This is a genomic window from Kaistella sp. (genome assembly GCF_041824135.1).
GTDB lineage: Bacteria > Bacteroidota > Bacteroidia > Flavobacteriales > Weeksellaceae > Kaistella.
Genome location: NZ_JBGZYM010000010.1, coordinates 1 through 12,353 on the forward strand (window position 1 = coordinate 1; position 12,353 = coordinate 12,353).

The 12,353-nt window shown below is 35.1% G+C and carries 12 protein-coding genes and 1 pseudogene; 3 read left to right on the plus strand and 10 right to left on the minus strand.

The genetic code is table 11. The features are described 5' to 3' along the window. Together ACEYOS_RS00765 and ACEYOS_RS00770 are read left to right on the plus strand one after the other, a co-directional pair. Positions 1–177 (plus strand): annotated as a pseudogene (locus tag ACEYOS_RS00765) (elongation factor Ts); the annotation flags it as partial. Positions 178–273: 96 nt separating this feature from the next. Further along, positions 274–2,322, plus strand: coding sequence for a choice-of-anchor L domain-containing protein (locus ACEYOS_RS00770; protein ID WP_373709921.1), 2,049 nt, complete (start codon positions 274–276; stop codon positions 2,320–2,322). Between the two features lie 2 nt (positions 2,323–2,324). Here ACEYOS_RS00770 and fmt read toward each other — a convergent pair whose 3' ends face one another. The 5 genes from fmt to folK all read right to left on the minus strand — a co-directional run bounded on the left by fmt (position 2,325) and on the right by folK (position 8,354). After that, positions 2,325–3,272 (minus strand): methionyl-tRNA formyltransferase, encoded by a 948-nt coding sequence (gene fmt, locus ACEYOS_RS00775; protein ID WP_373709920.1) that lies wholly within the window; start codon positions 3,270–3,272, stop codon positions 2,325–2,327. A gap of 44 nt (positions 3,273–3,316) precedes the next feature. Next, a complete protein-coding gene (locus ACEYOS_RS00780) occupies positions 3,317–5,224 on the minus strand; it encodes an ATP-dependent DNA helicase RecQ (protein WP_373709919.1) in 1,908 nt (635 codons plus the stop codon). An 86-nt stretch (positions 5,225–5,310) separates the two neighbouring features. Next, a complete protein-coding gene (locus ACEYOS_RS00785; protein WP_373709918.1) occupies positions 5,311–6,744 on the minus strand; it encodes an OmpA family protein in 1,434 nt (477 codons plus the stop codon). 83 nt (positions 6,745–6,827) lie between these two features. Beyond that, positions 6,828–7,922, minus strand: a complete 1,095-nt coding sequence (locus ACEYOS_RS00790) for an OmpA family protein (protein ID WP_373709917.1) — start codon at positions 7,920–7,922, stop codon at positions 6,828–6,830. 18 nt (positions 7,923–7,940) lie between these two features. Beyond that, on the minus strand, positions 7,941–8,354 hold the full coding sequence (folK, locus tag ACEYOS_RS00795; protein ID WP_373709916.1) for a 2-amino-4-hydroxy-6-hydroxymethyldihydropteridine diphosphokinase: 414 nt from the start codon (positions 8,352–8,354) through the stop codon (positions 7,941–7,943). A 20-nt stretch (positions 8,355–8,374) separates the two neighbouring features. Here folK and sppA point away from each other — a divergent pair, with 20 nt between their 5' ends. After that, complete coding sequence (gene sppA / locus ACEYOS_RS00800) at positions 8,375–10,132, plus strand: signal peptide peptidase SppA (RefSeq protein WP_373709915.1); 1,758 nt, start codon at positions 8,375–8,377, stop codon at positions 10,130–10,132. 73 nt (positions 10,133–10,205) lie between these two features. Here sppA and ACEYOS_RS00805 read toward each other — a convergent pair whose 3' ends face one another. From ACEYOS_RS00805 to rpmB, 5 genes are all read right to left on the minus strand, one after another. Beyond that, positions 10,206–10,460 (minus strand): GlsB/YeaQ/YmgE family stress response membrane protein, encoded by a 255-nt coding sequence (locus tag ACEYOS_RS00805; RefSeq protein WP_373709914.1) that lies wholly within the window; start codon positions 10,458–10,460, stop codon positions 10,206–10,208. A gap of 153 nt (positions 10,461–10,613) precedes the next feature. Further along, positions 10,614–11,567, minus strand: coding sequence for a signal recognition particle-docking protein FtsY (ftsY, locus tag ACEYOS_RS00810; protein ID WP_373709913.1), 954 nt, complete (start codon positions 11,565–11,567; stop codon positions 10,614–10,616). Between the two features lie 107 nt (positions 11,568–11,674). Then, complete coding sequence (locus ACEYOS_RS00815) at positions 11,675–11,830, minus strand: DUF4295 family protein (protein ID WP_373739152.1); 156 nt, start codon at positions 11,828–11,830, stop codon at positions 11,675–11,677. 20 nt (positions 11,831–11,850) lie between these two features. Continuing rightward, complete coding sequence (rpmG, locus tag ACEYOS_RS00820; RefSeq protein ID WP_373739153.1) at positions 11,851–12,033, minus strand: 50S ribosomal protein L33; 183 nt, start codon at positions 12,031–12,033, stop codon at positions 11,851–11,853. A gap of 2 nt (positions 12,034–12,035) precedes the next feature. After that, a complete protein-coding gene (gene rpmB / locus ACEYOS_RS00825) occupies positions 12,036–12,278 on the minus strand; it encodes a 50S ribosomal protein L28 (protein ID WP_193811743.1) in 243 nt (80 codons plus the stop codon). Positions 12,279–12,353 lie beyond the last annotated feature (75 nt).

Genomic DNA, 12,353 nt, shown 5'->3' on the forward strand with positions numbered 1-12,353 from the left:
AAACCTGCAAACATTATTGACAATATCCTTAAAGGAAAAATGCAGAAATTCTACAAAGACAATACTTTGGTACACCAGTCTTTCATCAAAGATTCAAACATGTCTGTTGCTGATTATGTAAAATCAATCGACGGTGATCTGAAAGTGGTAGGATTTGTAAGAGCTAGTCTTACTTAATTCTAAATCATAATATGATTAAAATCTCTTTCTATAATGTAGAAAGAGATTTTTTTTTCGGGTAATTAGAGGTAAATTTATCGTCCAATTTTATGCATGAAAGATTATTACTTTTTTAAATATTTTTTAACCATTTTTCTTACTGTAACGATTGTTTCAGTAAAAGCTCAATATATTGCAGTTGACACCCAAACTTACACTCCTGAGCAATTGGTAAAAGATGTGTTTTTTGGCAATCAAAGTTCTAATTGTATCTCTGTTGAAAATATAAATATTTCCGGCTGGGATTTTGGTAACGGAAATAAAAGCTACGGATACTTCGATCGAACTGGAAGTACTTTTGCTATGGAGAAAGGGATTATTCTTTCTACAGGAAGCGCATTAACCGCACCAGGACCAAACGGTTACACTCAAAGCGGAAATGACGTTGGTTGGTTTGGAGACAGAGATCTAGAAGATGGAATAAATGTAACAAACACGTACAACGCAACAATTTTAGAATTCGATTTTACAGCTGCAAAAACGAATAGAGTTAGTTTTGAATATCTTTTTGCCTCAGAGCAATATCTTTTAAATGGTAGACCAACGCAATGCAATTATACGGATGGATTTGCTTTTTTAATTAAAGAGGCGGGAAGTTCAAATCCTTACAGAAACCTCGCCGTAATTCCTGAAACCAATACTCCCATAAAATCCAATACCGTAAGAGGTCCAGGAGGTTTATGCTCCCCAATTAATGAGCAATATTTCGGTCAATATAATCCATACGAAAGTTCAATAAATTTCGGTGGAGAAACAAAAATTTTAAATGCCACAACTGATATTATTCCTGGTGTAAAATACCATCTGAAACTCGTAATCGCTGACGAGGGAAATGGGCTGTATGACTCGGCAGTTTTTCTAAAAGCAGGCAGTTTTGTTGGCATCAAAGATTTGGGACCAGATCTTATACTTTCTGCACAAACCGCTCTTTGTGAAGGATCAACTACACAGATAAATGCTTCAATTACTACGCCTGGCGCAACTTATCAATGGTACAATACTCAAGGGATTATCGTTGGTGCTACCAATCCTACATACACTGTTAGTGATCCTGGAGTTTACGAAGTTCTGATTGATGATGGAGGTTGCAAACTTAAAGGTTCCATTAAAATTGAATATGCCGAAAAACCAATTTACAATTCAAACAATTCTTTTTGTAAGTATAATGATGGTCAGCCTATCGCAGTTTATCTACAGGAGTTTAGTAGCCAAATTCTCTCAAATTACCAACCTTACTTTCGGGTGAAATATTATCGGCTTGAAGCCGATGCCATTGCGGGAAATAATAACACCATCGACACCTTGCAATATACGGACGACACAACCTTATATGTTCGTGCTGAAAGTAGCGAATGCGATGCGGTGGTAGGAGTTATTACCTTTAAAACATCAAAGAAGTCCGCACTCCTAAAAGATCAAGTCATTTGTCCAAATTCTACAACCAGATTAGAAGCAGAAACCTCGTATGTGTATTACCAATGGAAAACAGAAAACGGACAAATAATTAAAGAAGGACCGGCAGTTAATTACATTGACAATGTATCTGCTGGAAAATACTCTGTAATCTTAACTTCTCCGAACGGATGTTCCTTACAACAAATAGTAACCATTACCGAAAAAGATTTATTACAAATCACCAACATCGACGTGAGCGGAAGCACCGCAACTATTTCAGTTGTTGGCGGAACTCCTCCTTACGAATATTCATTAGATAATTTAACATTTCAAAGTTCGAATGTTTTCACCAATGTTCAACGGGGTCTTAATACTGTTTATGTGAAAGACGCTCAGAATTGTGGTGTGGTCACCAAAGAATTTCTAATCGTTAATTTAATTAATGTTATTACACCCAATTCCGATGGCAAAAATGAGGTTTTGGATTATTCAGATCTAAACATTAAAAAAGAAGTTAAAATTGAAATTTACGACCGATATGGAAACCAAGTTTTTCTATCGCAGAAACAACCTTATATCTGGGACGGAAAAATGAACGGTCGAGTTCTTCCGACCGGCTCCTATTATTATATTTTAAATTGGATCGAACCAGACATCAACCTTCCGGTGAATTATAAAGGTTGGGTTTTACTCAAAAACAGAGATTAAAATTACTCCATTGAAATATAATCGTAATGCTGAAATCCATTGAGGAAATCTTTGACTGACATTCTTTTCTTTCCTTCTAATTGAACTTCTTCGGGAAGATAAAAACCATCGTTCGTAAAGATTTTAAATTGATGTTTATCGATTTCTAAAGTGCCGGGATTTTTGCTATGAGCATCATTTTCAAATGTACCTTTATAGATTTTCAAAAACTTTTCGTCTTCTCCAATTTTAATAGTGGTAAACGACGCTGGATAAGGTGACATTCCTCGGATAAAATTATGAACGGTTTCAGAATTTTTAGTCCAATCAATTCTGGTATCTTCTTTAAAAATTTTGAATGCATTTTTAGGATATTCCACTTCTGGTTGCGGTTTTTCCTGTATCGAATTTTCAGCTAAACCATCTAAAGTTTCCACGACCAATTTCGCACCCATTTCCATCAAACGGTCGTGTAATTCACCAGCATTTTCTTCAACTGAAATTTCTATTTCTTTTTGTAAAAGGATATTTCCTTCATCTATTTTCTCGTTGATAAAGAAAGTAGTCGCTCCGGTTTTTTTCTCGCCATTGATTACTGCATAATTGATTGGCGCTGCTCCACGATAATCCGGAAGCAAAGAAGCATGCAAATTAAATGTTCCCATTTGTGGCATTTCAAATAAAATTTTGGGCATCATCCTGAAGGCGACTACCACAAAAATATCAGCGTTGAGTTTTGCTATTTCTTCTAAAAATTCAGCATCTCTTAATTTCTCAGGTTGGAAAACAGGTAAATTATTTTCGACTGCGAAAACTTTAACTGCAGATTGATTAATTTTCTGTCCGCGACCACTGGCTTTATCTGCAACCGTAACTACGCCAATGACTTCATGATGGGATTGATGAATGGCTTCAAGTGAAGTTTTTGCAAATTCTGGAGTTCCGAAAAATATAACTTTTAATGATTTCATTGGATAAGGTAATTGAGGATATTTAAATAATGATCACTTTAATTTTAATCGTGATTATAACAATAAGTTCTAAAATTGAGCATTTTTACTTTGCCCGAATCGAGCAAATGAATTAGATTTTCTAAGATATTTTCTTTCGCAAAATAATTGAGTTTAATGGAAATTTCTTCCACATTGGAGGGAGCTGATTTTAAGATCGCTAAAATTTCTTTAGAAATATCTCTCCCAAAAATAGTTTCTTTTTGTTGTTCACAAACAGAGCAATGACCACAGTTCTTAACATTTTTTTCACCGAAATAAGAAAGAATGAGTTTCATTTTGCAAAAATCTTTATTCTCAACAAAGAATTTCATTTCTTCCCATTTCTGAATTTTGTTCTTTTGAATCTGAGAAAACAAATTCCAGTATTGACCTTCGATTGCTCGATGGTCACGATGCTTTAAAAATTTAACACTAGATAAAGCACCATCGATATAATCCAAATATCCTTTGTTCTGCAATTCACGAAGCCGCTCTTTGATTAGATGCGGATCAGAAGAAATTTTAGTACTAAATGATTTCTCACTAAAAAGAACTTTGTGCGTGGTGAGTCCAGAAATATTTCGCAGTAGCAACTCTAGAAAATACGCATCTTTTTTTGCTAGTAAATCTATTTCTTCTGGAGAAATTTTCAATTCTAATGAAGAAAGGGAATTTTGAAAATTATAGTAAATAATCTCCTGGTGATGAAGAAAGTTCAACACGTTTCTAATTTTTGCTAAAGATACTTTGGTGAAATTTTGAATCTTTTGGATATAAAGCTGAAAAACATTTTCCGGCAAATCATTTTCAGCAATTTGAAAAGTAGAATATAAATAAGTCACAATATTTTGAAATTCAGCTTTCGATGGAATTTGATTGATTAAAATTTGATCAAAATTCTTTAATTCCTGTTCGTTCCAAAGTAAAAAAGCATAGGATTCTGCACCATCGCGCCCTGCTCGACCAATCTCCTGATAAAAATTCTCGATAGATGGCGCCGGAGAAAAATGAATGATGAATCGCACATTATCCTTGTCGATTCCCATCCCAAAAGCATTGGTAGAAATTAGTACTTGATCTCGACTTTGAAGCCAAAGATTTTGTTTGGCATTTTTTTCTTTTACTGGTACTCCAGCGTGGAAAAAATCAACATTTTTAATTTGATTTCGGTGTAGAAAACTGGTAAGTTCTTCTGCCTCCTTTCGGGTCCTTACGTAAATAATTCCTGAGGAATCATTGTACTTTAAAAGATTTAAAACCCTTTCATATTTATCGGAAATTCGATCGGAAATAATTTTAAGATTGTTTCGTCTAAAACTTTTTTGGAAAACAACTGAATTTCTAAGGTTAAGTTTTAACTGAATTTCCTGCAAAACTTTTGGAGTAGCGGTCGCCGTTAAAGCGAGGCAAGCAATCTTATTTAAGTTCTCTCTAAAAGCTTTTATATGCTGATAACTCGAACGAAAATCCTGACCCCACTCAGAAATACAGTGCGCTTCATCAACAGCTATAAATGAGATTTCTATTTCTTCTAAATTTTGAAGAAACAAGCGATTGGTTAATCGTTCCGGCGAAACATATAATAATTTAGTCAAACCATCTTTGCAGCGATTAAAGATTACTTCAGCGTCATATTCATCCAATTCAGAGGAAAGATATTCGGCTTCTATTCCAATTCTTTTCATCTGATATACCTGATCTTTCATCAGGGCCAGAAGAGGAGATATCACGAGACAAGTTCCTTCTAACACTAATGCCGGAAGCTGATAACATAATGATTTACCACCACCTGTCGGCAATAATGCCAACGTATCTCGTCCTGAAACAATTGAATCGATGATTTCTTCCTGTGAATCTCTAAAACTATCATAACCCCAAAAATGTTTTAGGGTTTGGTGTTTTAACTGTTCAAAATCCTGGTGAGAAATCATTGAGTAAAATTACTGAAACAAATTTCATTAAACAAAAAAAGCCACGATTACCGTGGCTTTTCTTTACTATCTAAAAGCTTTTAGAATTATTTACCTTCAAAATAAACTCTTCTGTTCGCTCTGTTTTTCCATTCTGGACATTTAGTCGCTGGTTCACATTCTGGATATTTAAGGTTGGTTTCACCTCTACCCACTGCGTCTAATTTACCTGAACTAACACCGTTCTGAATTAAATAATTCTTAACGTTATTAGCTCTTCTTTCAGACAATTTTTGGTTGTAGTCATTAGTACCTCTTGTATCAGTACCACCAATTACGGTATAAGAACCATCTGATGAATTGATATAATTAACTGCATTGTTAAGGATTGGCGTATTTGATGGAAGAATTCTGTCAGAATTCAAATCAAATTCAATTCCTTCTAAAGCTCTTGTATTATCAGTAACCGTCGAACTTGAATCTAATGGACAACCATCATTTTCAACTGGACCTGGCACCGTTACACATTTGTCATACAAGTCAATAACACCATCTAAGTCAGCATCAAGAGCGACACCTGCTCCATCAACTCTTGCTCCAAGTGGAGTATTAAGTTGTCTGTCCCAATCATCACATACTCCATCATTATCAGCATCTCCTTTTTTACAAACTTCAACATCTTGGTTTTTATCAGCCAAGACATCTAATTTATAATAGATCTCCTGCAATGGATCATGCCAGAATAAATGAGATTCGTGTTTTCCTAAATTTAAGGTTGCACCCAAAGTAACATTGATTAAATTGTCAGAAGGATTATCGTTTACGTTTCTAGTACTAGCACCATCAAAAGTATCATCACCAGTATAAATATACATTCCTCTAGCTTCTATATCCAATGATTTTGTAGCTCTATATTTCAATCCTGCCCCAGCTTGTCCGAATAAACTTCCGAATTTAAATGGTTTAACCTCTGTAATCAAATTTTGATTGTAAGCTGGACCAGCATTTTGTCTATAAGCTTTGTAAGCCAATGTTCCAACACCAGCGTAACCATGTAAAGCCCATCTAAACGGAGAATGGTTATCTACTCTTCTTAATAGGTTAGAAAAATTGATATCACCCAAAACTGAAATTGCATCATATTGGGTTCTACCACCATCGCCACTTGGAGAAGCTTCGTTATCTTTTGTATTGACAAAACCTTGTCTTGATTCTCCTTTGTCATATTGAAGCTTAAGACCGAAAGCGTGAGTAATTGCTTTGTCAACACTTAAGTAAGCAGACCATCCAAAAAGATTTTTACCTGCTCCATACCCCTTGATGGATGTAAGGTCAGATGATTGCATTAACGGAACCCCGGCACCTACAGATACCGCCCAGTCATTAAATCTTTTAGATTCTTGAGTAAAGGGAGATACGTTGGTAGAACCAGATGTAAAAGCGTTAGGATAGTTACTTGTGGAAGTAGCTACTGAATCCTGTGCAAAAACTGCGGTCGGTAATATCAGAGCGACTGCAATACTTGTTAAATTTAGTTTCATATTTTTATTGTTTTTTCAAATTAAAAAAAGTTAAGGGCTGGTTATAAAAATCAGCATCTTCACCTTAGAAGTTATTCACTATTTTACTTAATATCAGTCGGGCAACCGTTATTTGATGGAGAACCAGGAACAGTTACACATTTGTCATATAGATCAATAACGCCGTCTAAATCAATATCTAATGCAACTCCAGCACCATCAACTCTTGCACCTGCAGGAGTATCTAGTTGTCTGTCCCAATCGTCACAAACTCCATCACTATCTAAATCGCCTTTTTCACATACTACAAAATCCATGTTTGCATTATCTAAATTAGTAATTCTGTCGTTAATATTTTGCAATGGATCAAACCAAGCCAGATGAGTGTCATTCTTGCCTAATTTAAAGGATAAACCTAAGTTGACGGTGAACATATTATCGGTCCCCGAAACTAAAGAATTATATGCAGGTCTTGCATTTTTACCAAAACCACCTCCATCGAAAGAGTCGTCACCAGAAAAAACGTACATTGCTCTAGCTTCGATATCAATCAACTTGGAAGCATTGAATTTTAAACCAGTGCCAACTTGATAAAAGAAAGTATCTAATCCAATTTTCTGCTCAATATTAATAGGACTTCTTGGTGGGCTCACGCTGTAACGTGACATGTCATTATCTAATAATAATGCGTCATACCCTTGTAGACCAACACCTAAATAACCGTGAAGTGCCCATCGATAAGGAGAATGATTATCTACACGCCGCATTAAATTAGAAAAATTTATATCTCCTAAAAGAGATACTTGCTGATACTCAGTATAGGCAGTTGCAACGCCAGCTGCGACACCACCCGCACCAGGCAACATTGCTTTTTGATTAGTTTTACCCATTTGATATTGCACACTCATGCCGAATGTGTGGGTAATTTGCTTATCTAAACTCACATAAGCATTCCATCCAAAATCAACATCACCATCATAAAATGAGTTAACGTCAGCGCTGTGCATAAATGCCCCACCACCACCAACTGATATAGACCAATCGCGAAATAGTCTTGACGAATTATCAAAAGGATGAATATTTGCTGATCCAGAGGAAAAGCCGTTTGGATAATCACCAGTACTGTAACCCGTAGATTTGCTATCTTGAGCGTAGAAAGCTAAAGGCAAAACTAGTGCTATTAATAAATTTAATTTCATATTTGTGTTTTTAATGTTTTATAATGCATCCAACAACTTTTTAGAAAAATCTCGTTGATGTAAATGTTTTTGATGAGGAATTATTAATTCCTCACAAAAGAATTGGAGTGCATTAAACCTTACGATGTCTACATCGATTATACGGTCTTCGTACTCTCCTAAAATCATTGTATCATCTACCCTGCCCATATCTCTTTCGATTACCTTTACACTATTCAAAAGTTTTATGGGAGAAAATTGTGTTTTTATTATTACTGCAATATTACAAAAAATATTATTACTAACAAATTCTACAGGGTCAGTAAACAGCATCTCGCTCTCCTTTATAACAGTGCCTATTTCTTTTTTTATTCTGCACAGAGCCTCCTCCACATTTTTTTTAGGATTTCCTAAATTACTTCCGAGTAACAAAGTGACTTCATGTTGCGACATATCGTTCAAATAAATAAATTATGAAGAGTTTTTTTAGAAACGTCTTAGCAAATATAGTGGCAATTATTATAATAGCTGCAGTGTTTTCACTGTTTTTAATAATGATTATTACTGCAAGTGCATTAAGTGGTGATCAAAAACCTAATATCAAAAACAACACTGTACTAACACTTGATTTCAAAACAAACATCATCGATAGCCCTACAGAAGACCAAGAGGAGCTTTTTGCATTCAGCGACAAACAGAAAAATATACTTATATATGATATGCTCGAAGCCATTAAAAAAGCTAAAACCGATGATAAAATAAAAGGGATTAGTATAGAAACTGATGGAATTCGTGCTGGTTTTACACAACTGGATGATATCCGGAGTGCCTTACAAGATTTTAAGAAAAGCGGAAAGTTCGTATATGCTTATGGAAATGTAGTTTCCCAATCTGCCTATTATTTAGGATCTGTAGCTGATCAATATATTTTGAACCCAGCAGGAGGAATCGACTTAAAAGGATTATCAACCGAAGTTCTTTACATGAAAAACTTTGCAGATAAATACGGAATTGGAATTCAGATCATCCGACACGGTAAATACAAGTCTGCCGTAGAGCCATTTATGAGAGACGACATGTCTCCAGAAAACAAAGAACAGCTTTCTACCTTATTAAATGACATTTGGTCTATTAATTCAAATAAAATAGCCACTTCAAGAAAAATTGATTCTGCACAATTTCGCACCGTTGTTGACAGCCTTTATGGAGCAATCCCTGATTTAAGTTTGCAAAATAAGTTAGCCGATAAGTTGATGCAAAAAAGTGAATACGATCAAATGCTAAAAACTAAACTGAATTTGAAGGAAAAAGATAAACTTGCAAAAGTATCTTTCACCAAATATATCAATTCTTATAGTGACGACGATTCTAAAAAAGATCAGCAAATTGCGGTTCTTTATGCATCTGGAGCAATTTACAATGGTGAAGGTTATCAAGATATTTATGCAGACAACTTCGTGAAGGAAATAAAAAAACTAACAGAAAACGATAAAGTTAAAGCGGTTGTCCTGAGAATTAACTCTCCGGGTGGAAGCGCAAACGCTTCGGATGAAATCTTATTTGAACTACAACAACTCAAAAAGAAAAAACCAATTATTGTTTCGTTTGGTGATTATGCAGCATCTGGCGGTTATTATATTGCAATGGCCGCTGATAAAATCTATTCTGAACCTAATACCTTAACTGGTTCCATCGGAGTTTTTGGAATGATTCCTTACTTTAAAGAAATTGCTAATAAAAATGGATTTACCGCTATTCCGGTTACAACTAATGCAAACTCCAATATGTATTCACCGATTAATGGTGTTACGTCGGGTGGAGTTACCATCCTAACAAAAAGCGTAGAGCAAACGTATAAAAGATTTGTACATTTTGTAACAGAAAACCGTAAGAAATCATTTGAGCAAATTGACGAAATCGGCGGTGGAAGAGTTTGGAGCGGAACTCGCGCGAAACAAATAGGTCTTGTTGACCAACTTGGTTCATTGCAGGATGCAATTGCTTTCGCAGCGCAAAAAGTGAAACTGAAAGAATTCGGAGTAACGAGTTACCCTAAGAAGATAAGCCCGTTCGATCAAATCTTTAAAAACTTAGATGAAGACGAAATCTCCGCAAGACTAATTAAAAACAAGATCGGTGCAGAAAACTACAAGATGTTTGACCAATTGACCAATCCAAAATTACAGGAAGGTGTGATGATGAAAATGCCTTTCGAGATTAAAATAAACTAAATCTCTAATTCAAACCAAACAAAAATCCCGCACTAAAATTCAGTGCGGGATTCTTTTATAATTTTTTTATGTCTTAACCTCTTTTGGTAGCCATGCCATAAATCCAAAGGACGATGAGAGCACCGGCTATTGCAAGAAACATACTTCCGATGTTAAATCCAGTCACATCACCCAACCCAAGAAGTTGACCAACAAATGCTCCAACATAAGCACCTACAATTCCTAAAATGATTGTCAAAATCCAACCCATTCCTTGATTTCCTGGCATAATGAATTTTGCTAATGCTCCTGCGATAAGACCAAAAATGATCCAAGTTAAAATACCCATAGTTTTAATTTTTAATGTTAATATTAAGTAATTATTATTGCTCACTAATTATCAAACATAAGACCAAAATGATTTAAATCATAAAAATTGGTTAAAAAAATTTTCATTTACTATCGAAAACAAGCTTAAGTTTCAATTCTAATCTTTAAAATATCATCTTTTTTTAAAGAAGGAATCTACAAATTCAGCACCGTTAAATAACTGCAAATCAGTCATCTTTTCACCTACTCCAATATATTTGACGGGAATCTGAAATTGATCAGAAATTCCTATGACAACTCCACCTTTTGCAGTACCATCTAATTTAGTTACCGCCAAAGCATTTACTTCAGTCGCAGCTGTAAACTGTTTCGCCTGTTCGAAAGCGTTCTGGCCGGTCGATCCATCTAAAACTAAAAGAATTTCGTGCGGAGCATCAGGAATTACCTTTTGCATTACTCTTTTGATTTTGGTTAATTCATTCATCAAATTTACCTTATTATGCAATCTTCCCGCAGTATCAATGATAACAACATCCGCTTGATTGGCAACGGCACTTTGTACCGTATCGAACGCTACAGAAGCAGGATCACTTCCCATATTTTGCTTCACAATAGGAACTCCTACTCTTTCACTCCAGATTACCAACTGATCAACGGCAGCGGCACGGAAAGTATCCGCTGCACCAAGAACCACCTTCTTTCCTTCTGTTTTAAACTGATGAGCAAGCTTACCGATGGTAGTTGTTTTCCCAACTCCATTGACGCCCACAACCATAATTACGTAAGGTTTTTTCGTTTCGTCGATATTTCCCGATCCGGCGTGAGGATTGTCTAAAAGCAAACCTGTAATTTCCTGGCGAAGAATTTCATCCAACTCATCGGTGCTCACAAATTTATCACGAGCTACGCGTTGTTCAATTCGTTCAATAATTTTAATGGTGGTAGAAGCTCCAACATCAGAAGCGATCAACACTTCTTCCAGATCATCTAAGACCTCTTCATCCACAACACTTTTCCCAACAACTGCTTTAGAAATTTTTTCAAAAAAACCTTGACTCGATTTCTCTAATCCTTTATCTAAAGTTTCCTTCTCCTCCTTTTTAAATATTTTTTTAAACCAACTCATTATAAAAATTACAAATTTGAATTACAAAATGTGCCAATGGCAAACAAAGATAAAATAAAAAAACTATCCATTTAGGATAGTTTTATATATTCTCGTGTGAGTAGAAATTATTTTTTCAAATAAGAATCCACTTCATCAGCGTTAATTACTTTCTCGTCGAAAACGTAAGAATCACTTTTAGTAGACTTTACCATTTTCACAACTTTGGTCATTTTTTTTGAACCTGCACCACCTTGAAGCGTTGCTACTACTTTTTTTGCCATTTTCTATTTACTTTAAAAAATTACTTAATTTCTTTGTGAACAGTATATTTCTTAAGAACAGGGTTGAATTTTTTCAACTCTAATCTCTCGGTAGTGTTCTTTTTATTTTTCGTAGTGATGTATCTTGACATTCCTGCTACTCCAGTTTCTTTGTGCTCTGTGCACTCCAAAACCACCTGTACTCTATTCCCTTTTTTTGCCATGATTATGATTTTTTAATGAAACCACTTCTGATTCCTCTTAGTATTGCTTCGTCAATCCCTATTCTATTGATAATTCTCAATCCATGAGCTGAAACTTTTAAAGTTACAGATTTCTCTTGCTCTGGAAGGTAAAATTTCTTTTCCAATAAGTTAATTTCAAAACGACGTTTCGTTCTGTTTTTTGCGTGAGAAACATTGTTTCCTACCATGGCACGCTTTCCGGTTATTTGGCAAATTCTTGACATATCTCGATGTTCTTATTTCTGAATGAATATTTGAGAGTGCAAAATAACGAAGAATATTTTAGTTAGACAAATATT

Bases quoted from the DNA above. Each gene is read 5' to 3' on its own strand.
- ACEYOS_RS00770 (WP_373709921.1), top strand. From the start codon at position 274: ATGAAAGATTATTACTTTTTTAAATATTTTTTAACCATTTTTCTTACT.
- fmt (WP_373709920.1), bottom strand. From the start codon at position 3,272: ATGAAATCATTAAAAGTTATATTTTTCGGAACTCCAGAATTTGCAAAA.
- ACEYOS_RS00780 (WP_373709919.1), bottom strand. From the start codon at position 5,224: ATGATTTCTCACCAGGATTTTGAACAGTTAAAACACCAAACCCTAAAA.
- ACEYOS_RS00785 (WP_373709918.1), bottom strand. From the start codon at position 6,744: ATGAAACTAAATTTAACAAGTATTGCAGTCGCTCTGATATTACCGACC.
- ACEYOS_RS00790 (WP_373709917.1), bottom strand. From the start codon at position 7,922: ATGAAATTAAATTTATTAATAGCACTAGTTTTGCCTTTAGCTTTCTAC.
- folK (WP_373709916.1), bottom strand. From the start codon at position 8,354: ATGTCGCAACATGAAGTCACTTTGTTACTCGGAAGTAATTTAGGAAAT.
- sppA (WP_373709915.1), top strand. From the start codon at position 8,375: ATGAAGAGTTTTTTTAGAAACGTCTTAGCAAATATAGTGGCAATTATT.
- ACEYOS_RS00805 (WP_373709914.1), bottom strand. From the start codon at position 10,460: ATGGGTATTTTAACTTGGATCATTTTTGGTCTTATCGCAGGAGCATTA.
- ftsY (WP_373709913.1), bottom strand. From the start codon at position 11,567: ATGAGTTGGTTTAAAAAAATATTTAAAAAGGAGGAGAAGGAAACTTTA.
- ACEYOS_RS00815 (WP_373739152.1), bottom strand. From the start codon at position 11,830: ATGGCAAAAAAAGTAGTAGCAACGCTTCAAGGTGGTGCAGGTTCAAAA.
- rpmG (WP_373739153.1), bottom strand. From the start codon at position 12,033: ATGGCAAAAAAAGGGAATAGAGTACAGGTGGTTTTGGAGTGCACAGAG.
- rpmB (WP_193811743.1), bottom strand. From the start codon at position 12,278: ATGTCAAGAATTTGCCAAATAACCGGAAAGCGTGCCATGGTAGGAAAC.